The organism is Polynucleobacter sp. MWH-UH25E (genome assembly GCF_018687095.1).
Taxonomy (GTDB): domain Bacteria; phylum Pseudomonadota; class Gammaproteobacteria; order Burkholderiales; family Burkholderiaceae; genus Polynucleobacter.
In genome coordinates this window covers 1,576,526-1,600,547 of record NZ_CP061286.1, presented here as the reverse complement: position 1 = coordinate 1,600,547, position 24,022 = coordinate 1,576,526, and the positions used below count along the sequence as shown (strand labels likewise).

At 45.3% G+C, this 24,022-nt stretch carries 23 protein-coding genes and 1 tRNA gene; 23 read left to right on the top strand and 1 reads right to left on the bottom strand.

Going from position 1 to position 24,022, the window contains the following annotated elements; all coding sequences use genetic code 11:
* Nucleotides 1-129 precede the first annotated feature (129 nt).
* The 22 genes from rpsO to ICV39_RS08250 all read left to right on the top strand — a co-directional run bounded on the left by rpsO (nt 130) and on the right by ICV39_RS08250 (nt 21,079).
* Entirely contained in the window at nt 130-399 is a 270-nt protein-coding gene (gene rpsO / locus ICV39_RS08355) for a 30S ribosomal protein S15 (protein ID WP_068323724.1), read from the top strand.
* 272 nt (nt 400-671) lie between these two features.
* On the top strand, nt 672-2,831 hold the full coding sequence (gene pnp, locus ICV39_RS08350) for a polyribonucleotide nucleotidyltransferase (RefSeq protein WP_215389637.1): 2,160 nt from the start codon (nt 672-674) through the stop codon (nt 2,829-2,831).
* A 30-nt stretch (nt 2,832-2,861) separates the two neighbouring features.
* Entirely contained in the window at nt 2,862-3,860 is a 999-nt protein-coding gene (locus ICV39_RS08345; RefSeq protein ID WP_215389636.1) for an NAD(P)H-quinone oxidoreductase, read from the top strand.
* 17 nt (nt 3,861-3,877) lie between these two features.
* On the top strand, nt 3,878-4,636 hold the full coding sequence (gene tpiA, locus ICV39_RS08340; protein ID WP_215389635.1) for a triose-phosphate isomerase: 759 nt from the start codon (nt 3,878-3,880) through the stop codon (nt 4,634-4,636).
* Between the two features lie 20 nt (nt 4,637-4,656).
* Nucleotides 4,657-5,001, top strand: a complete 345-nt coding sequence (secG, locus tag ICV39_RS08335; RefSeq protein ID WP_215389634.1) for a preprotein translocase subunit SecG — start codon at nt 4,657-4,659, stop codon at nt 4,999-5,001.
* Nucleotides 5,002-5,085: 84 nt separating this feature from the next.
* Nucleotides 5,086-5,170 (top strand) — tRNA-Leu (locus tag ICV39_RS08330).
* A 107-nt stretch (nt 5,171-5,277) separates the two neighbouring features.
* Nucleotides 5,278-5,637 (top strand): NADH-quinone oxidoreductase subunit A, encoded by a 360-nt coding sequence (locus ICV39_RS08325; protein ID WP_215389633.1) that lies wholly within the window; start codon nt 5,278-5,280, stop codon nt 5,635-5,637.
* Between the two features lie 5 nt (nt 5,638-5,642).
* Complete coding sequence (locus ICV39_RS08320; RefSeq protein ID WP_114638664.1) at nt 5,643-6,125, top strand: NADH-quinone oxidoreductase subunit B family protein; 483 nt, start codon at nt 5,643-5,645, stop codon at nt 6,123-6,125.
* A gap of 3 nt (nt 6,126-6,128) precedes the next feature.
* Nucleotides 6,129-6,728 carry an NADH-quinone oxidoreductase subunit C gene (locus ICV39_RS08315; protein WP_215389632.1) on the top strand — a complete coding sequence of 200 codons (600 nt, stop codon included), beginning with the start codon at nt 6,129-6,131 and terminating at the stop codon, nt 6,726-6,728.
* A gap of 3 nt (nt 6,729-6,731) precedes the next feature.
* Entirely contained in the window at nt 6,732-7,985 is a 1,254-nt protein-coding gene (locus ICV39_RS08310) for an NADH-quinone oxidoreductase subunit D (protein ID WP_215389631.1), read from the top strand.
* A gap of 22 nt (nt 7,986-8,007) precedes the next feature.
* Nucleotides 8,008-8,514, top strand: a complete 507-nt coding sequence (nuoE, locus tag ICV39_RS08305) for an NADH-quinone oxidoreductase subunit NuoE (RefSeq protein WP_173955649.1) — start codon at nt 8,008-8,010, stop codon at nt 8,512-8,514.
* Entirely contained in the window at nt 8,511-9,809 is a 1,299-nt protein-coding gene (gene nuoF, locus ICV39_RS08300; RefSeq protein ID WP_215389630.1) for an NADH-quinone oxidoreductase subunit NuoF, read from the top strand. The genes nuoE and nuoF overlap by 4 nt, the downstream gene beginning before the upstream one ends.
* A gap of 31 nt (nt 9,810-9,840) precedes the next feature.
* Nucleotides 9,841-12,150, top strand: a complete 2,310-nt coding sequence (nuoG, locus tag ICV39_RS08295) for an NADH-quinone oxidoreductase subunit NuoG (protein WP_215389629.1) — start codon at nt 9,841-9,843, stop codon at nt 12,148-12,150.
* Between the two features lie 8 nt (nt 12,151-12,158).
* Nucleotides 12,159-13,232, top strand: coding sequence for an NADH-quinone oxidoreductase subunit NuoH (gene nuoH, locus ICV39_RS08290; RefSeq protein WP_215389628.1), 1,074 nt, complete (start codon nt 12,159-12,161; stop codon nt 13,230-13,232).
* Nucleotides 13,233-13,243: 11 nt separating this feature from the next.
* Nucleotides 13,244-13,735, top strand: coding sequence for an NADH-quinone oxidoreductase subunit NuoI (nuoI, locus tag ICV39_RS08285; RefSeq protein ID WP_215317688.1), 492 nt, complete (start codon nt 13,244-13,246; stop codon nt 13,733-13,735).
* A gap of 21 nt (nt 13,736-13,756) precedes the next feature.
* Nucleotides 13,757-14,404, top strand: a complete 648-nt coding sequence (locus ICV39_RS08280) for an NADH-quinone oxidoreductase subunit J (protein ID WP_215389627.1) — start codon at nt 13,757-13,759, stop codon at nt 14,402-14,404.
* Nucleotides 14,401-14,709 (top strand): NADH-quinone oxidoreductase subunit NuoK, encoded by a 309-nt coding sequence (gene nuoK, locus ICV39_RS08275; protein WP_215389626.1) that lies wholly within the window; start codon nt 14,401-14,403, stop codon nt 14,707-14,709. The genes ICV39_RS08280 and nuoK overlap by 4 nt, the downstream gene beginning before the upstream one ends.
* Nucleotides 14,710-14,711: 2 nt before the next feature.
* On the top strand, nt 14,712-16,766 hold the full coding sequence (gene nuoL / locus ICV39_RS08270) for an NADH-quinone oxidoreductase subunit L (protein WP_215389625.1): 2,055 nt from the start codon (nt 14,712-14,714) through the stop codon (nt 16,764-16,766).
* Between the two features lie 24 nt (nt 16,767-16,790).
* On the top strand, nt 16,791-18,257 hold the full coding sequence (locus ICV39_RS08265; protein ID WP_215389624.1) for an NADH-quinone oxidoreductase subunit M: 1,467 nt from the start codon (nt 16,791-16,793) through the stop codon (nt 18,255-18,257).
* A 10-nt stretch (nt 18,258-18,267) separates the two neighbouring features.
* Nucleotides 18,268-19,767: an NADH-quinone oxidoreductase subunit NuoN gene (gene nuoN / locus ICV39_RS08260; RefSeq protein WP_215389623.1), complete on the top strand. Its 1,500-nt coding sequence runs from the start codon at nt 18,268-18,270 to the stop codon at nt 19,765-19,767.
* Between the two features lie 147 nt (nt 19,768-19,914).
* Entirely contained in the window at nt 19,915-20,514 is a 600-nt protein-coding gene (locus ICV39_RS08255; protein WP_215389622.1) for an NUDIX domain-containing protein, read from the top strand.
* Nucleotides 20,515-20,590: 76 nt separating this feature from the next.
* Nucleotides 20,591-21,079, top strand: coding sequence for a DUF1178 family protein (locus ICV39_RS08250; RefSeq protein ID WP_215389621.1), 489 nt, complete (start codon nt 20,591-20,593; stop codon nt 21,077-21,079).
* Nucleotides 21,080-21,165: 86 nt separating this feature from the next.
* On the opposite strand, the gene ICV39_RS08245 is transcribed toward ICV39_RS08250, so the two are convergent.
* Nucleotides 21,166-22,686 carry a CoA-acylating methylmalonate-semialdehyde dehydrogenase gene (locus ICV39_RS08245; RefSeq protein WP_215389620.1) on the bottom strand — a complete coding sequence of 507 codons (1,521 nt, stop codon included), beginning with the start codon at nt 22,684-22,686 and terminating at the stop codon, nt 21,166-21,168.
* A gap of 155 nt (nt 22,687-22,841) precedes the next feature.
* On the opposite strand from ICV39_RS08245, the gene ICV39_RS08240 reads away from it, so the two are divergent.
* A complete protein-coding gene (locus ICV39_RS08240; protein ID WP_215389619.1) occupies nt 22,842-23,963 on the top strand; it encodes an NADH:flavin oxidoreductase/NADH oxidase in 1,122 nt (373 codons plus the stop codon).
* Nucleotides 23,964-24,022 lie beyond the last annotated feature (59 nt).

The window sequence follows — 24,022 nt, the reverse complement described above, 5'->3', positions numbered from 1 at the left end:
GGGGTCTTAAGGCTCTATCTGCTACAATTCGAGGGCTTTGATTTATAAAGCTTTTTTAATTTTTTGTTTAATTAGGCACGACACAAATTGGGTGAAAGCTCAGGTGTTCGCAAGTAAGGAGTATTAAAAATGGCAGTTGCTGATATCAAAACGGCGGAAATCGTCAAAGAAAACGCGCGTAGCGCAAACGATACGGGTAGCCCTGAAGTTCAAGTTTCATTGCTAACAGCCCGCATCAATGAATTAACCCCCCATTTCAAGGCTAACGCTAAAGACCATCACAGCCGTCGTGGTTTGTTGAAGATGGTTTCACGTCGCCGTCGCCTCTTGGATTACCTCAAAGGCAAAGATCTGGATCGCTATCGCGCATTGATCGAGAAATTAGGTCTCCGTAAGTAATTCTTATCGGTATTGCAATGCCATCTTGCTTAGGGTTGTTTCTTCATTGAATCAGTCTTAAGAAGGTGGCATGTTTTTTTGAGCGCTTTTAGATTATTTGTGTAGGGGATCGTGTCATTCCAATGAGTTTCTGAGTAGTTCAAACAGAGTCTCCCTGGAATGGCATCCCTTGAAATCTTCAATCGCTCCAGTGTTGTCGTGACGCTGCTTTATCTCACGGCAAACGTAGTGCTCATGTGAGCATTGCGTGGATAATTTGGAGAGAATCAAAAATGAGTATGTTTAAAAAAGCAGTAAAGAGTTTTCAATGGGGCAACCATCAAGTAACCATGGAAACAGGCGAGATCGCTCGTCAAGCCGGTGGTGCCGTAATCGTTAACGTAGATGACACCGTAGTAATGGGTACAGTAGTTGCCTCAAAGACTGCTAAGCCAGGCCAAGACTTTTTCCCATTGACAGTCGATTATCTTGAAAAGACCTACGCTGCAGGTAAGATTCCTGGCGGCTTCTTCCGTCGTGAAGGTCGCCCATCTGAAGGTGAGACATTAATTTCTCGCTTGATCGACCGTCCTATTCGTCCATTGTTCCCAGAGGGTTTCTACAACGAAGTTCAGGTTGTAGTTCACGTGTTGTCTATCAATCCAGATGTTCCATCTGATATTCCTGCATTGATCGCAGCATCTGCAGCGTTGGCTGTTTCTGGTATCCCATTTAGTGGCCCAGTTGGTGCAGCTCGTGTGGGCTACGCAAATGGCCAGTATTTATTGAACCCAACTCGCTCAGAGCAAACTACTAGTGAACTCGATTTGATCGTTGCTGGTACACAAGCTGCTGTATTGATGGTTGAGTCTGAAGCAAACCAGCTTTCTGAAGAAGTGATGTTAGGCGCAGTTGTATTTGGCCATGAGCAAATGCAAACTGCGATTAATGCTATTAACGATTTGGTTCGCGAAGCAGGTAAGCCAGAGTGGGATTGGCAAGCAGCTCCTAAAGATGAGCCATTGATTGCTAAAGTCAGCGCATTGGCTGAAGGGCCATTGCGCGAGGCGTATCAAATTCGTCAAAAGGGCGCACGCTCTGACAAACTCAAGGCAATTACTAAAGAAGTTTTGGCGAAGTTGGCTGAAGAAGGTGAAGTCGATGATGTTGCTGTTGGCAATATCTTGTTTGAAATCGAGGCCAAGATTGTTCGTAGCCAGATTTTGAATGGCGAGCCACGTATTGATGGTCGCGATACACGTACCGTTCGCCCAATCGAAATTCGTAATGGCGTATTGCCACGCACCCACGGTTCAGCATTGTTTACTCGTGGCGAAACTCAGGCTCTCGTTGTGGCTACTTTGGGTACAGCACGTGACGAGCAAATTATTGATGCGCTTGAAGGTGAATACCGCGATCGCTTTATGTTCCACTACAACATGCCTCCATTTGCTACTGGCGAAACTGGTCGCGTAGGTAGCCCTAAGCGTCGTGAAATCGGTCACGGCCGTTTGGCAAAGCGTGCATTAATTCCTGTATTACCAAGTCCAGAAGATTTTGCATACAGCATTCGTGTAGTTTCTGAGATTACTGAATCTAACGGTTCTTCATCCATGGCTTCTGTTTGTGGTGGTTGCTTGGCAATGATGGATGCTGGTGTTCCAGTGAAGGCACACGTTGCTGGTGTGGCAATGGGCTTGATTTTGGATGGTAATCGTTTTGCAGTATTAACTGACATCTTGGGTGACGAAGATCACTTGGGCGATATGGACTTCAAAGTCGCTGGTACAGCGAACGGTATCACTGCATTGCAGATGGATATCAAAGTACAAGGTATTACTAAAGAGATCATGCAGGTTGCATTAGCTCAAGCTAAAGAAGGTCGCCTGCATATCTTGAGCAAGATGCAAGAAGCAATGGGTTCTGTGCGTACAGAGTTGTCAGCACATGCTCCACGCATGGTGTCATTCAAGATTCATCCAGACAAGATTCGTGAAGTGATCGGTAAGGGTGGCGCAACTATCCAGGCCTTGACCAAGGAGACTGGTTGCAGCATCGATATTCAAGATGATGGCACTGTAACTATTGCCTCTACCAATGCGGATGGATTGGCTGAAGCCAAATCTCGCATCGAAGGCATTACTGCAGAAGCTGAAGTGGGCAAGATCTATGAAGGCCCTGTAGTGAAGCTGCTAGAGTTCGGCGCATTGGTCAATATTCTTCCTGGTAAAGATGGTCTCTTACACATCTCTGAAATTTCAAATGAGCGTGTAAAAGAAGTGAAAGACTATTTGCAAGAAGGTCAGATTGTTCGCGTGAAGTTACTCGCTGCTGATGAGCGTGGTCGTTTGCGTTTATCTCTCAAAGCTGCAATGGCTGACGAGGGTGGCACGATTGCTCCTTTAGCTGGCGCGGCTGATGCAGCTCCTGCTCCATCTGGCGAGACTGCTTAATTCTGATCCGGATCACTAGCAAGGATATTCATGCGCGTTATTGAGATCAAAGAATTTGGTGCACCAGAAATGTTGGTGCCAACCACTCGTCCTGATCCTGTAGTTCCCTCTGCAGGATCTGGTGAAGTCTTAATTAAGGTTCTGGCAGCGGGGATTAATCGCCCTGACGTTTTGCAACGTAAGGGGCATTACCCAGTTCCTGCTGGCGCATCTGATATTCCTGGTCTTGAAGTTGCCGGTGAAATTATTGGCGGTGATTTATCGCATGCTGATAATGCTTTTGGCCTCAAGCTTGGCGATAAAGTTTGCGCCTTGGTGCAGGGTGGTGGATATGCAGACCTTTGTACTGCGCCAGTTGCGCAGTGCTTGCCTTATCCAACTGGCTTTACTGACCAAGAAGCGGCAGCATTGCCGGAGACTTTCTACACCGTATGGAGCAATGTCTTCATGCGTGGTGAGTTATCAGAAGGTGAGACTTTATTAGTGCAGGGCGGTTCAAGTGGAATTGGTGTAACAGCCATCTTGCTAGCAAAAGCTTTAGGCCATAAGGTTTTTGTCACTGCTGGTACTGATGAGAAGTGCGCTGCTTGTTTGAAGCTAGGCGCTGATTTAGCTATCAATTACAAAACTCAAGACTTTGTAGAAGAAGTTAAAAAGGCAACAGATGGCAAAGGTGTGAATGTCATTCTAGATATGGTGACAGGTGCTTACGTTCAGCGCGAAATTGATTGCTTGGCTGATGATGGTCGTATTGTGATTATTGCCATCCAAGGCGGTTCTAAAGCCGAAGTTAGTACAAATCAGATCTTGCGTCGTCGCCTCACTATTACAGGCTCGACTTTACGTCCACGTCCCGTTTCATTCAAGAGGCAAATAACTAAGCAGTTGCATGACAATGTCTGGCCTTTGCTCAATGCAGGTAAGCTAAAACCAGCTATTTACAAGACATTTACATTGGATCAAGCTGCAGAGGCACATCGTTTGATGGAGTCTTCCGAGCACGTTGGCAAGATTGTTTTAACGGCATAAGCGACTAATTCAATCCTATGCGTCCGCTCATCATCGTTGGCAACTGGAAAATGAATGGCAGTCTTGCTGGCAATCAAGATTGGATGAAATCAGTTGCTCAAGGCATGGAAAGTGGTATGCCTGCTGGTCGCAAATTTGTAGTTTGTCCGCCGTTTCCGTATTTGCAACAATGTGGCAAATTAATTCAGGAGCAATCCATCGCCTTTTTAAGCTTGGGGGCTCAAGATGTTTCTGCTCAATCCTCTGGTGCTTATACCGGGGAAGCAAGTGCAAGTATGCTGAAAGAGGTAGGTTGTCAGTATGTCATCGTTGGACACTCTGAGCGTCGCCAAATGCACCAAGAGGCCGATGAAACGGTTGCAGCAAAGGCATTGCAGGCTCTGGATAACGATATGACCCCCATCATTTGTGTGGGCGAAACCCTTGATGAGCGTAACTCCGGCAGAGCTGAGGAGGTTGTTTGTGCGCAGGTAGCCAAGCAAGTCAATGTATTGCAAGATCGTTTGGCTGATTGCTTAATTGCTTATGAACCTGTTTGGGCGATTGGAACTGGAAAAGTAGCAAGCGCGCAAATTGCGCAAGATATGCATCGACATATTCGCCTTCGTTTGGCGGAGTTTGATGAAGATGTCGCATCACATGTTGGAATTTTGTATGGCGGTAGTGTCAAACCCGATAATGCCGTTGAATTGTTTGCCATGCCCGATATCGATGGTGGATTAGTTGGCGGCGCATCCCTAGATGCCCGAGATTTTCTGGCTATTTGTAGAGCATAGTTTTTTATTGGAGAAATGTTGTGGAATGGTTTAAGACTTTATTAATCGTGCTGCAGGTAATCTCAGCATTGGCTGTGATTTTGTTGGTTCTCTTGCAACAGGGTAAGGGCGCAGACATGGGGGCTGCTTTTGGCTCAGGCGCTTCTGGTAGCTTGTTTGGCGCCAGTGGCTCAGCCAACTTTCTGTCTCATACAACCGCTATTTTTGCTGCTGTATTTTTTATCAGCACTATTGGTATTACTTGGCTTGGAAATAGGAAGGAAGTCAGTCCTGGCGTTCTCTCTGGAACGGTAGCCCCATCTGCCGCTCCTGCAGCGCCAACTGCTCCTGCTCAAGATCCTAGCAAGCCAGCTGTTCCGAAGTAAAAAGTAGTCTTTTACCGCTTTTCATGCCTCTTTTTGAGGTTATTGAGTAGTGCAATGCAGTAGAATTGTTGGGTTTTGCAAGATGCCGACGTGGTGAAATTGGTAGACACGCTATCTTGAGGGGGTAGTGGCTTAGGCTGTGCGAGTTCGAGTCTCGCCGTCGGCACCATAAATGCAGAATCTGTAAGGGTTTTTGCTCTAAATCAATAGAGCTTGTAGTGGAATAATGAATAATTTGCTGTTTTTAAAGGTTTTTTAGACGAACACAGGGCTATTTTGAATCTCGCTAATTACTTTCCTGTTCTGCTTTTCATCCTCGTAGGAATTGGGGTTGGATTAGTGCCCATGTTCCTTGGAAAAATGCTGGCTCCTTCGAAGCCTGATGCTGAAAAATTATCGCCATATGAGTGCGGTTTTGAAGCTTTCGAAGATGCACGTATGAAGTTTGACGTGCGCTACTACCTCATTGCCATTCTCTTTATTTTGTTTGACCTAGAAACTGCATTCCTCTTTCCTTGGGGAGTTGCGTTACGTGATCTAGGTTGGTTTGGCTACGCCTCTATGGTGATCTTCCTCTTGGAATTCATTGTGGGATTTGTATATATCTGGAAAAAGGGCGCTCTCGACTGGGAGTGATCGATATGGCATTAGAAGGCGTTCTTAAAGAAGGTTTTGTAACAACTACAGCTGATCAGCTGATTAACTGGACCCGTAACGGTTCTCTATGGCCAATGACCTTTGGCCTTGCTTGTTGTGCAGTAGAGATGATGCATGCAGGCGCTTCCCGTTATGACTTGGATCGTTTTGGTGTAGTTTTCCGCCCATCACCGCGTCAGTCAGACCTCATGATTGTTGCTGGAACCTTGTGTAACAAGATGGCACCAGCTCTACGTAAGGTATACGACCAAATGCCTGAGCCACGCTGGGTAATTTCCATGGGTTCATGTGCAAACGGTGGTGGTTACTACCATAACTCTTATTCAGTGGTGCGCGGTTGTGACCGTATTGTTCCAGTCGACATTTATGTTCCTGGTTGCCCTCCAACAGCAGAAGCGTTGATCTATGGAATTATTCAGCTGCAATCCAAGATCACTCGCACTAGCACTATCGCGCGGAAGGCTTAAATCATGTCAGATCGTTTGGTTCAATTAGCCGCTAACCTAGAAAAAGTTTTAGGTCAACGTATTCAGTCTGTTGAGATCGCTCTTGGCGAAGTAACGGTTACTGTAAAAGCAGATACTTATTTTGAGTCCGCTTTAATGCTCCGCGATGACCCTTCTTTAGCGTTTGAGCAATTGATTGATTTATGTGGTGTTGATTACCAAGACTATCGTGATGGCGCTTGGAGTGGTCAACGCTTTGGCGTTGTTAGTCACTTATTGTCCTTAGAGCATAACTGGCGTTTGCGCTTACGCGTATTTGCCCCAGACGATAGCTACCCATTGGTTGCTTCAATTACTCCCGTATGGAACTCTGCAAATTGGTTCGAGCGCGAAGCATTTGACCTTTATGGAATTATTTTTGAAGGCCATGATGACTTGCGTCGTATCTTGACTGACTATGGTTTTATCGGTCACCCATTTAGAAAAGACTTCCCAATCAGCGGTAATGTGGAAATGCGCTATGACCCTGAGTTGAAGCGCGTTGTTTATCAGCCAGTAACTATCGAAGCACGCGAGATTACTCCACGCATCGTTCGTGAAGAGCAGTATGGAGGTCAAGCTTAAGCCATGGCACAGATTAAGAATTACACCCTCAATTTTGGTCCTCAGCATCCTGCAGCTCACGGCGTTTTACGCCTTGTTCTTGAACTTGATGGTGAGGTCATTCAGCGTGCTGACCCACACATTGGCTTGTTACATCGCGCTACTGAAAAATTAGCGGAGACTCGTACTTGGATTCAGAACGTTCCTTACATGGATCGTTTGGACTATGTATCCATGATGTCCAATGAGCATGCTTATGTCATGGCAATCGAAAAATTGCTTCAAGTGGATGTTCCATTGCGCGCACAATATATTCGCGTAATGTATGACGAGCTCACACGCTTGTTGAATCACTTGCTTTGGATTGGTTGCCACGGATTAGACGTGGGTGCAATGGCGGTATTCTTATACGCATTCCGTGACCGTGAAGATATCTTTGATATGTACGAGGCAGTATCAGGCGCTCGTATGCATGCTGCTTACTATCGTCCAGGTGGCGTATATCGTGATTTGCCAGATCAAATGGCGCAGTACAGCAAGTCCAAAATTCGTAGCGCATCTGCATTAAAGCGTTTGAATGAAAACCGCAGCGGTACATTGCTTGATTTCATCGAGCAGTTCTCTAATGGCTTTGATGCAAACGTCGACGAGTATTGCAATTTGCTTACTGACAACCGCATTTGGAAGCAACGTCTCGTGAATATTGGCGTTGTTACGCCCGAGCGTGCTTTACAGTTGGGCTTTACGGGACCGATGTTGCGCGGCTCTGGTATTGAATGGGATTTGCGTAAGAAGCAACCTTACGAGGTGTATGACCGCCTCGATTTTGATATTCCAGTGGGTGTAAACGGCGACTCTTATGATCGTTATTTGGTTCGCATGGAAGAAATGCGCCAGTCTAATCGCATCATTAAGCAGTGCGTTGCTTGGTTAAAAGCAAACCCCGGCCCTGTGATGAGCGATAACCATAAGGTTTCTCCGCCTAAGCGCGTAGATATGAAAACCAATATGGAAGAGTTGATTCATCACTTCAAGCTTTTTACAGAAGGTATCCACGTTCCTGATGGTGAGGCTTATTCTGCTGTTGAGCATCCTAAAGGCGAGTTTGGTATCTATTTGATTTCTGATGGCGCTAATAAGCCCTACCGTATGAAGATTCGTGCTCCAGGTTTTGTGCACTTGTCAGCTATGGATGAGATGTCTCGTGGTCATATGTTGGCTGACGCTGTAACCATTATTGGTACGCAAGATATTGTGTTCGGGGAGATTGACCGCTAATTAGCGCGCCAAGGATTATTTAATGACAACAACTCTTCAACTATCTGACAAAACGCTGGCAGACATTGCCCGTAATGTCGCGAAATATCCGCCAGAGCAAAAACAATCTGCAGTGATGGCTTCATTGATCGCCGCCCAAACTGAAGTAGGTTGGGTGTCGCCAGAGGTGATTGCTACCGTTGCTCAAATTTTAGAAATGCCAACGATTGCTGTAGAAGAGGTAGCAACTTTCTACAACATGTACAACACCAAACCGATTGGTAAGTACAAATTGGTAATCTGCACAAACTTGCCATGCCAGTTAACACATGGTGAAACTGCTGCTACATATTTAAAAGAAACTTTGGGTATTGGCTTTAATGAAACTACTCCATGCGGCACATTCACCCTTAAAGAGGGTGAATGCATGGGTGCATGTGGTGATTCTCCTGTGATGTTGGTGAATGACAAGCGTATGTGCAGCTTTATGAGTAAAGAGAAGATTGATGCTCTTTTGAATGAACTCCGTGCAGAAGGGAAAGCAGCATGACCAGCTTGCACGATCGTCACATTAAGCCTTTGATCCTTGCTGGATTGAATGGCAATAACTGGCGTTTAAAAGATTACGAAAGCCGTGGTGGCTATCAACAGTTACGTCGTTTAATTAACGACAAGGTTGCGCCGGATGCCATCATTGCTGAGTTAAAGGCTTCCTCATTACGTGGTCGTGGAGGTGCTGGCTTCCCAACAGGATTGAAGTGGAGTTTTATGCCGCGTCAGTTCCCTGGCCAAAAGTATTTGGTTTGCAATAGCGACGAAGGTGAACCAGGTACGTTTAAAGACCGCGACATCATTCGTTACAACCCACATGCTTTGATCGAAGGCATGATCATTGGTGCATACACCATGGGCATTAGCGCTGGTTATAACTATATCCACGGCGAAATCTGGGAAGTGTATTCACGCTTTGAAGAGGCTTTAGAAGAGGCTCGTGCTGCTGGCTATTTGGGCGACAAAATTTTAGGTAGTGATTTCTCATTCCAATTGCATGCAGCTCCAGGTTGGGGTGCATATATTTGTGGTGAAGAGACTGCGCTGCTTGAGTCTTTAGAAGGCAAAAAAGGTCAGCCACGCTTTAAGCCACCATTCCCGGCAAGCTTCGGTTTGTATGGCAAGCCAACAACGATTAACAATACTGAGACCTTTGCTGCTGTGCCATTCATTTTGGCAATTGGTGGTCAGGCTTATTTGGAGCTTGGCAAACCTAACAATGGCGGTACAAAGATTTTCTCCGTATCCGGTGACGTAGCTCATCCTGGTAATTATGAAATTCCATTAGGCACGCCATTTGCTGAACTCTTGAAGTTAGCAGGCGGTATGCGTGATGGCAAAGCCATTAAAGCCGTTATTCCAGGTGGTTCATCTGCTCCAGTAATTCCTGGTGCGCAAATGATGGATCTAACAATGGATTACGACAGCATCGCTAAGGCGGGTTCGATGTTGGGATCGGGCGCTGTGATCGTGATGAATGAGACGCGTTGTATGGTGCGCGCATTAGAGCGTTTGTCTTATTTCTATCACGAAGAATCTTGTGGCCAGTGCACACCATGCCGTGAAGGTACGGGTTGGTTGTGGCGCATTGTTCATCGCATTGAACATGGTCAAGGCCGACCAGAGGATCTAGATTTGTTAAATGACGTTGCTGCCAACATTCAGGGCCGCACGATTTGTGCATTGGGTGATGCTGCCGCTATGCCAGTACGTGGCATGTTGAAGCATTACATGGATGAATTTGCGTATCACGTAGAACACAAGCGTTGCTTAGATTCTGCGAAACCTTTATAAGTTATAGAGTACGGGACACCTAAAAGTGAGCATGGTTGAAATCGAATTAGATGGCAAGACGGTAGAAGTTCCGCAAGGTTCGATGGTGATGCACGCCGCGAATAAGTTAGGAACTTACGTACCGCATTTCTGCTATCACAAGAAGTTATCAATTGCCGCTAACTGCCGTATGTGTTTAGTGGAAGTTGAGAAGGCACCAAAGCCATTGCCTGCTTGCGCAACACCAGTGACTCAAGGCATGAAGGTATTCACACACTCTGCCAAGGCGGTTGAAGCTCAGCGCTCAGTGATGGAATTCTTGCTAATCAACCATCCATTAGATTGCCCAATTTGCGACCAGGGTGGCGAGTGCCAGTTACAAGACTTAGCAGTTGGCTACGGAAAGTCAAATTCACGCTATGAAGAAGAAAAGCGTGTGGTGTTCCATAAGAATGTAGGCCCATTAATCTCCATGCAGGAGATGAGTCGTTGCATTCACTGTACTCGTTGCGTTCGCTTTGGCCAAGAAGTAGCTGGCGTGATGGAACTTGGCATGATTAATCGTGGTGAGCATTCAGAGATCACCACATTTGTGGGTCAAACAGTAGATTCAGAGCTTTCTGGAAATATGATTGATTTATGCCCAGTTGGTGCATTAACAAGCAAGCCATTCCGCTATGAAGCTCGTACTTGGGAATTGGGGCGTAAGCGTTCTGTAAGTCCGCACGATAGCCTTGGCACAAACATTACAGTACAGACCAAAAATAACAAAGTAATGCGTGTGGTTGCCTTAGAAAACGAAGCTATCAATGAATGCTGGATTAGTGACCGTGACCGTTTTGCTTATGAAGGTCTCAATAGCGCCGATCGCGTAACAACGCCAATGGTCAAGCAGGGCGGTCAGTGGTTAGAAACTGATTGGCAATCAGCATTGGACTATGTCGCACATTCATTAAAGACGATCTCTTCCGAAAATGGAGCGCAATCAATTGGCGCTTTGGCCCATCCGATTTCAAGTACTGAAGAATTGCATCTTCTGCAAAAGATAGTGCGTGGATTGGGTTCAAACCAAGTTGAAACTCGCCTACGTCAAACTAGTATTACTGGCGCGGCTTCTGCTCCTTGGTTGGGTATGCCAGTAGCCAAATTAAGTGAGTTGGATCGTGCGCTAATCATCGGCAGTTTCTTGCGTAAGGATCAGCCAATTATTGCTGCCCGTCTACGTACTGCCGCCAAGCGTGGATTGCAGGTTTCACGCATTGATGCAGGTGGTGATGACTGGTTAATTCCAGCAAATGGTGTTGTTGCTGCCCCTGGCTCTTGGTTAAATGCCTTGGCTGAAATAGCTCAAGCTGTGGCAAAAGCGAAGTCTGCTTCCGTTCCTGCTGGAACGCCCTCAGTAACGATTTCACCAGCGGCGCAAAAGATTGCCGATAGCTTGTTGTCCGGAACAAATACTGCAGTATTGCTTGGTTCTGCTGCAACAGCCCATCCACAATCACCCGATCTGCATGTACTTGCACAATTTATTGCTACGCAGACCGGCGCTACTTTAGGTTTCTTGCCTGAGGGTGGTAATGCGGTTGGCGCTTCATTGGTAAATGCAACAGGGGCTGGAGTTGATTCTGTATTATCAGGTGAGCGCCGTGCAGTGTTGTTGATGAATATCGAACCGGATGCTGATTTGCCAAATCCACAACAGGCTCGTACTGCATTAGCGAAGGCAAATACAGTCATTGCATTAACTCCATTTAAGTCAGCAGACTTAATGGAAGTGGCTGATGTCATTTTGCCAATTACGCCATTTACTGAGACGGTTTCTACGTTTGTAAATGCTGAAGGTAAAGCACAAACAATCCAGCCTTCAGTAAAACCACTAGGTGATTCACGTCCGGCATGGAAAGTATTGCGAGTACTTGGCGGCCTGTTAGATCTTGACGGTTTCCTATACAACTTACCTGAAGAAGTTTTGGGTGAAGCATTGGGCGATAACTATTGCACACGTTTGAATAATCAAAGTTCTAACACTTCTATTTCTGCAGGAGTGCAAAGCTCTGGATTAGAGCGTTTGGCTGACGTCAATATCTATGCTGGCGACTTAATTGTTCGTCGTGCATCTGCACTGCAGTTAACTAAAGATGCTAAACGCGGCAATCAAGTTGGCTTGGGTCAGAAGCTATTTGCTGAATTGGGTTTAAAAGAGGGTGATGCTGTACGCGTGACCCAGGGAGGCGCTTCTGTTGATATGCCGGCAACGCTAGAGGCAAATTTAGCTGCAAATACTGTTCGAGTTTCAGCAGGCACTGCTGCCAGCTCCAAATTGGGGTCTATGTTTGGTCCCGTAACCGTAACTAAGGCATAAGGAACAAGATGGAAAATTTCTTAGACCTCGTTACAACCCAAGGTGAAGCTATTTTTGGGTCATTATGGCCATTAGTTTGGGCTTTGGTCCGCATCGTCATCATCGTTCTTCCAATGTTTGGATGTGTAGCGTATCTAACCTTGTGGGAGCGTAAATTAATTGGCTGGATGCATATTCGTCTTGGACCAAATCGCGTTGGGCCTTTGGGTTTATTGCAACCAATCGCAGATGCATTAAAGCTATTAATGAAGGAGATTATTTCTCCTACTCAAGCGAGCAAAGTTTTATATTTCATCGCGCCTGTGATGGTGATCGCACCAGCTTTTGCAGCTTGGGCGGTAATTCCATTTCAGGCGAAGATGATGTTGGCAGACGTTAATGCCGGACTTCTTTACATCATGGCCATTTCCTCCATCGGTGTTTATGGCGTCATTCTGGCTGGCTGGTCTTCTAACTCTAAGTACCCATTCCTTGGTGCGATGCGTGCATCAGCGCAAATGATTTCTTATGAAATTGCTATGGGCTTTGCCTTAGTAACCGTATTGCTGACATCTGGCTCTTTGAATTTAAGCGCTATTGTTGAATCACAGGAGCATGGTTACTTTGCTCATATGGGTCTCAATTTCTTGTCATGGAATTGGTTGCCATTGCTGCCAATGTTCCTGATCTACTTCATTTCTGGTGTAGCTGAAACCAATCGTCACCCATTTGACGTGGTTGAAGGTGAGTCAGAGATTGTTGCCGGACACATGGTTGAGTACTCTGGTATGTCATTTGCCATGTTCTTCTTGGCTGAATATGCCAACATGATTTTGATTGCTGCTGTTGCATCAATCATGTTCTTGGGCGGCTGGTTGCCAATCGTTGATTTGCCAATTCTGCGTGATATTCCAGGCTTTTTCTGGCTGTTTGGCAAAACTTTCTTCTTGTTGTCTTGTGTTATTTGGCTGCGTGCCACTTTGCCACGCTATCGCTATGACCAAATTATGCGTTTAGGCTGGAAGATCTTCATTCCTATCTCAGTATTCTGGGTAGTGGTTATCGGTGCATGGGTTGTATCCCCATGGAATATTTGGAAATAAGTTGATCAATCATGTTTAAGAAAATTTCCCAATTCCTCGATAGCTTGATGTTGAAAGACATCCTGACCGGCATGTCAATTACCGGTCGTTATCTCTTTAAACCAAAAATTACTGTTCAATACCCAGACGAAAAGACTCCATTGTCAAATCGTTTCCGCGGGCTGCATGCATTGCGTCGCTACGAAAATGGTGAGGAGCGTTGCATTGGTTGCAAATTATGTGAAGCAGTCTGCCCAGCCTATGCAATTACGATCGAAACTGCGGAACGTGATGACGGTACCCGTCGTACAACACGCTATGACATCGATTTAACTAAGTGCATTTTCTGTGGATTCTGTGAAGAAGCTTGTCCAGTAGACGCTATCGTTGAGACCAATATTTTTGAATATTTTGGCGATAAGCGTGGAGACCTGTACTTCACAAAAGAGATGCTTTTGGCTGTAGGCGATAAGTATGAAAAAGATATTGCCGCTAACCGCGCTATTGATGCGCCTTATCGTTAATCGAATCGAGCAAAAGAAACTATGACATTCGATCCATCCACTTTATTTGCCGCGTTTTTTTTCGGCTTCGCAGGTTTGCTGGTGATTTCTGCCTTGCGCGTGATTACCGCACGCAATCCGGTTCATGCTGCATTATTTTTGGTTCTTGCATTCTTTTGCGCATCCGGAATCTGGATGTTGCTCAAAGCTGAATTCCTGAGCTTGGCCTTGATTTTGGTTTATGTTGGCGCCGTGATGGTTTTGTTCCTCTTCGTTGTCATGATGTTGGATTTAGATCTAGAGCATCTGCGCCGTGACTTTAAAAAGTTCCTTCCCATCGCATTCTTGATGGGTGCTGTGATTGTTCTTGAGCTATCTATAGTGATTATCAGAAGCTTTATTGGAACTGATGCGCCAGTTCAGTTAATGCCTGAGGAGGCAATGGCAAGCAATACACAAGCATTAGGTATGCTGATATTTGGTGACTATGTATATGCGTTCGAGGTTGCCGGCGTAATTTTGTTAGTAGCCATCATCGCAGCTGTAGCGCTTACATTACGTAATCGAAAAGATTCTAAGTCGCAAAACATTCATGATCAGGTAAATGTGGTTGCCGCGGACCGCATGAAAATCGTCAAGATGGATGCCGATATGAATGCCAAACAGGATGCTAGAGGAGAAAAGAAATGACGATTACTCTAGCCCATTACTTGGTGCTTAGCGCCATCCTGTTTGCCACCAGCGTGATCGGTATTTTCTTGAATCGCAAGAATGTCATCATATTGTTAATGGCAATAGAGCTGATGTTGTTATCAGTCAATATGAATTTTGTAGCCTTCTCTCATTACCTAGGGGATATGGCTGGCCAGGTATTTGTATTCTTTATTTTGACTGTGGCTGCTGCTGAAGCGGCGATCGGCTTAGCAATCTTAGTTGTGCTCTTCCGTAAGGTTGACACGATTAATGCTGAAGATCTAGACCACCTAAAAGGCTAGTCATGCAATTAACCTTAACTATTCCTGTTCTCTGTGCAATTCCATTGGCGCCATTGTTTGGCTCCATGATTGCCGGTTTCTTTGGCACTAAATTGGGCGGTAACCGAATTGGCCATGGAGCTTGCCAATTCGTGACTATTTTGGGCGTAGCGATTGCATTTGCTTTGTCATGCAATGTATTGGCTCAGGTGATGGATGGCTTCTATTTCAATGGCACTGTATATCACTGGATGCAGTTAGGTGAACTCAATTTAGACATTGGCTTCTTGATTGATCCATTGACTGCAACCATGATGTGTGTAGTGACATTTGTGTCGCTCATGGTCCATATCTATACGATTGGTTATATGCATGGCGAAGAAGGGTACAACCGCTTCTTCTCATATATTTCCTTATTCACTTTTGCAATGTTGATGCTGGTGATGAGTAATAACCTATTGCAACTCTTCTTCGGCTGGGAAGCTGTGGGTGTAGTTTCTTATTTATTGATTGGCTTTTACTTTGAGCGTCAGTCAGCAGTATTTGCAAACATGAAGGCTTTCTTAGTTAATCGTGTTGGTGACTTTGGATTCATCTTGGGCATTGGTTTATTGCTAGCGAGCACAGGCTCTATGCAATATGACGTAATCTTTTCACAAAATACCGCATTGGCAGCACAAACATTGCCAGGCACTGGTTGGAATCTGTTAACTGTTGCCTGCATTTGTTTGTTCATTGGCGCAATGGGTAAATCTGCACAGTTTCCATTGCATGTGTGGCTTCCAGACTCCATGGAAGGTCCAACTCCAATTTCTGCATTAATTCACGCGGCAACCATGGTTACTGCTGGCATCTTTATGGTGTCCCGTATGTCACCATTGTTTGAGCTTTCAGATGTTGCTCTTAGCTTCATCTTAGTAATTGGCTCTATCACTGCCTTATTTATGGGGTTCTTAGGGATCGTACAAAACGATATCAAGCGTGTTGTAGCGTATTCCACACTTTCACAGTTGGGCTATATGACAGTTGCACTCGGCGTATCTGCTTACCCGGTTGCCATATTTCATTTGATGACTCATGCATTCTTTAAGGCGTTGTTATTCCTTGCAGCGGGTAGCGTGATTTTGGGTATGCGCCACGAGCAAGATATGCGCAAGATGGGCGGTCTCTGGAAATACATGCCAATAACTTGTCTCATGATGTTGCTTGGCAATCTTGCTTTAATTGGTACGCCATTCTTCTCGGGCTACTACTCAAAAGACTCAATTATTGAAGCTGTAGCAGCAAGCCATATCCCTGGATCGGGCTTTGCATACTTTGCTGTGATGGCTAGCGTATTTGTTACAGCCTTGTATTCATTCCGCCTGTATTTCTGGGTATTCCATGGCAAAGCACGTTGGGGTCATGCAGACTCTCACGACCATCACCATGATCATGCGGAACAGGGCGATGACCACGCTCACCACGGTTTAGCCCCTGGTGAGAAACCACATGAGTCACCATTGGTGGTCACATTACCCCTGATTTTGTTGGCTATCCCATCAGTGATTATTGGTTTCTACACTATTACGCCTCTCCTGTTTGGAACATACCTTGGCGATTCGATCTTTATTGATCTCGCTCGTCATCCAGTCATGAAAGAGCTTTCAGAAGAATTCCATGGCCCAGTTGCAATGGCTATTCATGCATTTACTTCCCCTGTATTGGGGTTGGTTGTATTGGGTGTACTGACTGCAGCCATCGGCTATTTATGGGCGCCTGGTTTGCCTACTAAGGTAGCTCAAACATTTGCACCAATCAAGAAACTATTTGATAACAAATACTACTTAGATGACTTGAATCAAGCAGTGTTTGCTAAGGGCCTCATATGGATTGGCGGAATTCTTTGGCATCGCGGCGACCAGAAAGTGATTGACGGCTTCTTGGTAAATGGAAGTGCTCATTCAGTAGGGCGCTTTGCTGGAGTCATTCGCCATTTGCAATCCGGTTATGTTTATCACTATGCCTTTGCAATGATTGCAGGCTTAGCGGTATTGCTAGCTTGGGTTTTATACGCTTACCTGCCTTTTGTTCGCTAGGCCTTTGTTACTTAAGTAGCCACTATGATTCTTACTTACGCCATCTGGACCCCAATCATTTTTGGACTCATTATTTTGTTTTATGGGTCTGAGAAGCCATCTGCTGGAGTGCGTTGGTTAGCACTCGTTGGCTCAATTATTGGGTTTATTGCAACCCTGCCATTGATTATCAATTTCGATATTGCTAATCCTGGTATGCAGTTTGTAGAAAAGATTAGCTGGATTCCTCGTTACGACATTAACTATTACTTAGGTATCGATGGTATCTCGGTATGGTTCATCGTATTAACTGCATTCATCAATATTTTTGTTGTGATTGCTGCTTGGGAAGTCATTGATACTAAGGTATCGCAGTACATGGCATCCTTCATGATCCTTTCTGGGTTGATGATTGGTGTATTTGCTGCACTAGATGCTTTGCTGTTCTATGTTTTCTTCGAAGCAACACTCATTCCGATGTACATCATCATCGGTGTATGGGGTGGTCATAACCGTATCTACGCAGCCTTTAAGTTCTTCTTGTACACCTTGCTGGGTTCTTTGCTGACCTTGGTTGCAATGTTGTATCTCTATAACGTTACCAATACATTCGATATTTTGGCTTGGCAAAATGCTCGCCTTGATATTGTTGAGCAGATTTTGTTATTTGCCGCCTTCTTTATGGCATTTGCGGTCAAGGTTCCAATGTGGCCTTTGCATACATGGTTGCCTGACGTTCACGTTGAGGCGCCAACTGGCGGTTCCGTAGTTTTGGCGGCAATTATGTTGAAGCTTGGCGCTTACGGGTTCTTGCGATTCTCACTACCTATCGCGCCAGATGCAAGTCAATACCTGGGACCATTCGTTATTTTCTTGTCACTTGTTGCGGTTATTTACGTTGGCGCAGTTGCCTTAGTGCAAAAGGACATGAAAAAGCTGGTTGCTTATTCGTCAGTAGCGCATATGGGCTTTGTTACGCTCGGCTTCTTCCTCTTTAGCCCTTTGGGTATTGAGGGCGGCATTGTGCAAATGATTTCACACGGTTTTGTGGCGGGCGCAATGTTCCTATCTATTGGCGTTCTATATGACCGTATGCATACCCGTCAAATTGCTGATTACGGTGGTGTAGTACATCGCATGCCAGCATTTACAGCTTTCGCTGTTCTCATGGCTATGGCGAATTGCGGATTGCCAGCCACCTCTGGTTTCGTTGGTGAATTTATGGTGATTTTGGCTGCGGTGGATTATGACTTTGTGATCGGTATTCTCGCGGCAACAGCATTGATCTTAGGTGCCGCTTATTCCTTGTGGATGGTGAAGCGCGTATTCTTTGGCGCCATTCATAATGCGCACGTTGAAGAGTTGAAAGATCTCAATGCTCGCGAATATTTCATGATGACTGTATTAACGGTCTGCGTTATTGGCATGGGTGTTTATCCAAAGCCGTTTACAGACATCATTCATCCAGCCGTAATTAATCTGCTGCAGCACGTTGCTGTTAGCAAACTCTGAGTAAAAGTAAATGCAAGCATTCGACCTATATGCCGTCCTGCCTGAACTGGTTCTACTACTTGCTACTTGCGTATTGCTGGTAGCTAGCGTTTTTGTACGTGAAAAAGTGAAGTCTGTACCAGGCGTTGAGCAAGATATATTTCATACGCCACGTGGCGTAGGCTTTGTCTACTTTTTCTCATTAATCCTTTTGGCTTATCTCTTTTTGGCTTTCATCGGCCGCTTGAGTGATATTTCCTTGGTGGCAATGAATGGCTTATTCCAATCTGACTCACTATCTAACTTGCTCAAGGCTTGTTCATGCGGAGCGGTGTTTGTAAGCTTGATTTACTCGAAACAGTATCTATCAGATCGCGCTTTATTCCGTCCTGACTTTATTGTTCTGGTCTTATTGGCTTTGTTAGGTCAGTTCGTTTTAATTTCCGGCGCAAATTTACTAACTCTCTATCTCGGTTTAGAGTTGATGGCTTTGCCAATGTATGCATTGGTGGCAATGCGTCATAGCAGTGAGAAGAGTGTAGAAGCGGGCATCAAGTATTTCATCTTGGGCGCTCTTGCTTCTGGTTTCTTGTTATACGGCATGTCTATGCTCTATGGTGTAACTGGCTCTTTGGATCTTATTGAGATCTTTAAAACAGTTGCAGACCCACGTATTAATCACTTAGTTATGGCATTCGGTTTAGTTTTTATTGTTGCTGGTCTGGCATTTAAATTGGGTGTAGTGCCATTTCATATGTGGGTTCCTGATGTATATCAAGGTGCACCAACAGCAGTAACGCTAATGATTGCCGCGGCACCTAAGTTGGCCGCTTTTGCATTGCTATTTAGACTATTGGTAAATACCTTGTTGCCATTAATGGGCGACTGGCAGCCTATGTTGGTTCTCTTGGCGATTCTTTCATTAGTTGTGGGTAACGTGACGGCCATCGCGCAAACCAATGTGAAGCGCATGTTAGCTTATTCAGCAATTGCGCAAATGGGCTTTGTCTTGCTTGGTATGTTGTCTGTATTTGACGATCATGCATTTAGCGCATCTATGTTTTATGCGATTACCTATGTTTTAACTACATTGGGTACCTTCGGTCTCCTGATGGTGTTATCTCGTAAAGGGTATGACTGCGAAACATTGGAAGGCCTTAAGGGATTAAATAAGAAGCATCCATGGTTTGCCTTTATTGGCTTGGTCATGATGTTCTCATTAGCAGGTATTCCACCAACTGTTGGCTTTGCGGCTAAATTAGGTGTACTAGAGGCATTAGTAGATGCAGAACATACTTTCTTAGCGATTATTGCTGTAATCGCTTCCTTGATTGGCGCTTTCTACTATCTCAGAGTCGTTAAGGTAATGTACTTTGATGAGCCAGCTCATGAGCACAGCGTTTCTGGTTCTGGCGTTGCTAAAGGGATATTGAGTCTGAACACTATTCTCGTGCTTGCTATTGGTATTGTTCCAGCCAGTCTGATGAGCATTTGTTTGGATGCAATGCGTCGTACATTGTTGGGCTCATAAGCACACTAAATAATGAATTTAAAGGCTCCGTATGGAGCCTTTATTTTTTTGATGATCGACATAGACTTGTCATCGATAGTTGTTATGCTTTGATAATTCCATAAATCATCATTAGTAAATCTGTATTAACTACGTAGATTATTAGATATGACTGAAAAATCATTTGAAGATTTACCTGTCGGCGATACGCATTTGCGAGAAGATCGCATCAATGGAGAAGATGTCTATGGCGGCATCTTTTTAAATATGAAACGCGACCAAGTGAGATTGCCTGATGGTAAGACAGCATTGCGTGAGTATTTAATCCATCCAGGGGCTGTGGCGGTTGTTGCGATATTGAATGACGGCAGAATATTGCTAGAGCGCCAATATCGTTATCCGATCGCCAAAGCGTGTATAGAGATTCCGGCGGGAAAGTTAGAGGCTGGTGAAGATCATTTGCTGTGCGCGCAACGTGAGCTAGAAGAGGAGACGGGCTATACGGCTAAAAAGTGGAGTTATATCCGTCGTATACATCCAGTAATTTCATATTCCACGGAATTCATTGATATTTATTTGGCGGAGAATTTGGTTCCTGGCAAAAGTCGATTGGATGCGGAAGAGTTTTTAGATGTTTTTGCTGCCCCCTTGGATCAATTGCTTGGGTGGATCGAGTCAGGCGAGATTACCGATGTTAAAACTACTATTTCTGCATACTGGTTAGACCGTTATCGCAGAGGTCTAACTCAGGCTAGGGCGCTTTCCTGAGGCGTTTCATGGATAAATTCAATTCCTATTAAAATAATGGTATTGAATTTGGCATTTTTGCCCCCATTTAGCCTCTATGAAAGTCTACAACCTCGCCTGTCCCTTAGATCATCGTTTTGAAGGATGGTTTGCCTCTGAAGAGGATTGTCTCGCTCAGCAAGAGAAGGGCATGCTCGCCTGTCCTGTATGTGACAGCACGGAAATTACCCGCATGCCATCTGCCCCGCATATTGCAAAATCTTCCAACTCAGTCATAAGCCCAGCTGAAGATATAAATGCAAATACGGGATCTGGTGAAGTGGTTGCGCTAACTGGTAACGATCATTCTCAACTAGAGGCTCAGGTTCAGGCAGCTTTCCTAAAGGGAATGCGCGAACTCATGGGTAAGTCAGAGGATGTTGGTACTGCGTTTGCTGAAGAGGCTAGAAAAATTCACTATAAAGAAGCACCGGAGCGTAGCATTCGTGGGCAAACTACATTGGATGAAGCGGAATCTTTGCGAGAAGAGGGGATTGAAGTATTGGCGGTGCCAATTATTCCCGCGTTTAAAAATACTTTGCAGTAAATTCTTTAACACCTAGTGAAAATGGCGATCAAAGGATCGCCATTTTTGTTATTGCCAGATGGTTTAAATGCTGAAAACCTTGCCCCTTATTTGGAGGTAGGCATCACAAACTCAGCACCTTTGGCAATGCTTTCAGGCCAACGTTGCATCACGCTCTTCTGCTTGGTGTAGAAGCGAACACCTTCTTTGCCATATGCGTGCATGTCGCCAAAGAGAGACTTCTTCCAGCCTCCAAAGCCATGCCAAGCCATTGGAACAGGAATTGGAACATTAATGCCAACCATGCCAACTTGGACGCGACGAGCAAATTCACGAGCGATATTGCCATCGCTAGTAAAGCAGGCAACGCCGTTACCAAACTCGCAAGAATTAACTAGATTCAATGCCTCTGTAAAGTTAGCTACGCGTAAGCAGGAGAGTACTGGCCCAAAGATTTCTTCGAGATAGATCTTCATGTCTGGAGTGACATTGTCAAACAAGGTTCCACCCAAGAAGAAGCCATTTTCATTTCCAGGAACTTTAAAGCCGCGACCATCCACTAATAGTTTCGCACCTGAGGCAACGCCACTTTCAATATAGCCGGTAATACGCTCTAAGGCGGCCTTAGTAACAATCGGGCCCATCTCTGCATCAAGCTCCATGCCATTTTTAACCTTGAGCGTTTTAGTGCGCTCAATTAATTTCGGCATGATCTTCTCGGCTACATCTCCAACGAGCACAGCTACTGAAATCGCCATGCAGCGCTCGCCTGCAGAGCCGTAAGCTGCGCCAACCAATGCATCAATTACTTTATCAATATCCGCATCTGGCATGATGACCATGTGGTTCTTGGCACCACCAAGTGCCTGGGAGCGTTTGCCAAAGTGAGCGCAGCGCTCATAGATATAGTTGGCAATTGGAGTGGATCCAACAAAGCTGATTGCTTTCACATCTGGATTCTCGATCAAAGCATCCACTGCCTCTTTATCACCCTGAACTACGTTGAATACGCCATCAGGTAAGCCTGCTTCTTTTAGTAGCTTAGCCATAAATAGAGATGCGGATGGATCTGTTGGGCTGGGCTTGAGGATGAAGGTATTACCGCAAGCAATGGCCATTGGGAACATCCACATTGGAACCATGACAGGGAAATTAAATGGGGTGATACCAGCAACAACACCTAAAGGTTGGCGCATTACCCAGTTATCGATATCAGTAGATACTTGCTCAGTGTAGTCACCTTTAAGGAGTTCAGGGATGCCTGTTGCGAACTCGAGAATTTCAATGCCGCGAGTGACTTCTCCTTGAGCATCGGTAAACACCTTGCCATGCTCGGCGGTAATGATGGCAGCTAATTCATCACGGTTGGCATTCAGTAATTCGAGGTACTTGAAAAGAATGCGCGCTCGTCTGAGTGGGCTCGTTTGGCTCCAGCTTTCAAATGCCTTTTGGGCAACCGCCACTGCGGCATCGACTTCCTTACGGCTGGCCAATGCAACTCTGCGAGCAACGGCCCCTTTTGCAGGGTTATAGACATCCGAAAAACGACCGTCTTTTGGATTAACAACGGAGCCGCCTACGTAGTGGCCAATATCTTCTTTTGATTCAAAGGCTTGCGGTGCATTCATAGTCATTTTTAGTATTTAATTAGGTTTTTTGGGTAAAAAGCCATTCAGACCAAGGGTCTGCAGGACTTCTCTGTCTCGTTTATTCTTCTTTTGTTATTTTAACGCTTAACGATAAATTTCGTATTTTCACCCCATATTTAGACTATTTCCTAGCCATGAGCCTTCTTTTCTCCAATTACACCCTTGGTTCACCACGTGGCCCACTTACCCTTGCTAATCGCATTGTGGTGGCGCCGATGTGCCAATACTCAGCATTAAATGGCGAAGCCACTGACTGGCACCTGATGCATTGGGGAAGTTTGCTCAATAGCGGAGCAGGGCTGTTCATTATTGAGGCTACTGGAGTAACTCCAGAGGGGCGCATTACACCCGCATGTTTGGGCTTATGGGATGACAGAACTGAGGCCGCATTAAAGGATAAGTTAAACCGGGCCAGAAACCTTGCACCGGCTACACCAGTATTTATTCAATTGGCTCATGCCGGACGCAAAGCATCCAGCGCAACTCCATGGGATGGCGGACAACTTCTGGCGGTTGATCAAGGTGGTTGGGAAACTTTGGCGCCATCAGCTATTCCCCAATTAGATGGCGAGCGCGTGCCGCACGAACTATCAACTGAGGAACTTAGCGCACTGATTGATGCTTTTGTTAAGGCAGCCCAACGCGCTGAACGAATTGGTATAGATGGAATTGAATTGCATGGTGCACATGGATATTTGTTACATCAATTTTTATCGCCGATTGCCAATCAACGTACCGATGCTTATGGCGGTTCTTTTGAAAACCGTATTCGCTTTCCATTGGAGTTATTTAGTGCGGTGCGTAAGGCGTATGACGGCGTACTAGGTATCCGTATTTCGGCAAGTGATTGGATCGAAGGAGGTTGGACTCCTGAAGAAACCGCTGAGTTTGCTAAACGTCTCAAACCATTGGGATGCGATTTTGTGCATATTTCCTCCGGCGGTATTTCACCCAAACAAAAAATTGTAATAGGCCCAAATTACCAAGTGCCGTTTGCTAAGATTGTCAAAGACCATTCTGGTTTGCCAACCATGACAGTCGGTCTAATTACTGAGCCACAACAAGCCGAAGCTATTTTGCAAGCTGGTGATGCCGATTTAATCGCTCTAGCTCGCGCATTTTTATATAAGCCACGTTGGGGTTGGGAGGCTGCTGCTGCTCTCGGTGCTACAGTAAAAGCGAATGAACGTTACTGGCGTTGCTTGCCTCGTGAGGCGCAAGCTATTTTTGGTGATGTGAAAGTAGGACAACGCTAAGTAACTCAATAAGCAATTAAATGAATTTCTGTGGAGATTAAATGAGAACATTTTCTGTA

What these genes read in the sequence shown, in the direction of transcription:
- rpsO (WP_068323724.1), top strand. Translation starts at nt 130, where the DNA reads ATGGCAGTTGCTGATATCAAAACGGCGGAAATCGTCAAAGAAAACGCG.
- ICV39_RS08250 (WP_215389621.1), top strand. Translation starts at nt 20,591, where the DNA reads ATGAAAGTCTACAACCTCGCCTGTCCCTTAGATCATCGTTTTGAAGGA.
- tpiA (WP_215389635.1), top strand. Translation starts at nt 3,878, where the DNA reads ATGCGTCCGCTCATCATCGTTGGCAACTGGAAAATGAATGGCAGTCTT.
- pnp (WP_215389637.1), top strand. Translation starts at nt 672, where the DNA reads ATGAGTATGTTTAAAAAAGCAGTAAAGAGTTTTCAATGGGGCAACCAT.
- nuoF (WP_215389630.1), top strand. Translation starts at nt 8,511, where the DNA reads ATGACCAGCTTGCACGATCGTCACATTAAGCCTTTGATCCTTGCTGGA.
- nuoI (WP_215317688.1), top strand. Translation starts at nt 13,244, where the DNA reads ATGTTTAAGAAAATTTCCCAATTCCTCGATAGCTTGATGTTGAAAGAC.
- ICV39_RS08265 (WP_215389624.1), top strand. Translation starts at nt 16,791, where the DNA reads ATGATTCTTACTTACGCCATCTGGACCCCAATCATTTTTGGACTCATT.
- nuoH (WP_215389628.1), top strand. Translation starts at nt 12,159, where the DNA reads ATGGAAAATTTCTTAGACCTCGTTACAACCCAAGGTGAAGCTATTTTT.
- nuoN (WP_215389623.1), top strand. Translation starts at nt 18,268, where the DNA reads ATGCAAGCATTCGACCTATATGCCGTCCTGCCTGAACTGGTTCTACTA.
- nuoK (WP_215389626.1), top strand. Translation starts at nt 14,401, where the DNA reads ATGACGATTACTCTAGCCCATTACTTGGTGCTTAGCGCCATCCTGTTT.
- nuoG (WP_215389629.1), top strand. Translation starts at nt 9,841, where the DNA reads ATGGTTGAAATCGAATTAGATGGCAAGACGGTAGAAGTTCCGCAAGGT.
- ICV39_RS08345 (WP_215389636.1), top strand. Translation starts at nt 2,862, where the DNA reads ATGCGCGTTATTGAGATCAAAGAATTTGGTGCACCAGAAATGTTGGTG.
- ICV39_RS08280 (WP_215389627.1), top strand. Translation starts at nt 13,757, where the DNA reads ATGACATTCGATCCATCCACTTTATTTGCCGCGTTTTTTTTCGGCTTC.
- nuoE (WP_173955649.1), top strand. Translation starts at nt 8,008, where the DNA reads ATGACAACAACTCTTCAACTATCTGACAAAACGCTGGCAGACATTGCC.
- ICV39_RS08320 (WP_114638664.1), top strand. Translation starts at nt 5,643, where the DNA reads ATGGCATTAGAAGGCGTTCTTAAAGAAGGTTTTGTAACAACTACAGCT.
- ICV39_RS08315 (WP_215389632.1), top strand. Translation starts at nt 6,129, where the DNA reads ATGTCAGATCGTTTGGTTCAATTAGCCGCTAACCTAGAAAAAGTTTTA.
- ICV39_RS08255 (WP_215389622.1), top strand. Translation starts at nt 19,915, where the DNA reads ATGACTGAAAAATCATTTGAAGATTTACCTGTCGGCGATACGCATTTG.
- ICV39_RS08310 (WP_215389631.1), top strand. Translation starts at nt 6,732, where the DNA reads ATGGCACAGATTAAGAATTACACCCTCAATTTTGGTCCTCAGCATCCT.
- ICV39_RS08245 (WP_215389620.1), bottom strand. Translation starts at nt 22,686, where the DNA reads ATGAATGCACCGCAAGCCTTTGAATCAAAAGAAGATATTGGCCACTAC.
- ICV39_RS08240 (WP_215389619.1), top strand. Translation starts at nt 22,842, where the DNA reads ATGAGCCTTCTTTTCTCCAATTACACCCTTGGTTCACCACGTGGCCCA.
- nuoL (WP_215389625.1), top strand. Translation starts at nt 14,712, where the DNA reads ATGCAATTAACCTTAACTATTCCTGTTCTCTGTGCAATTCCATTGGCG.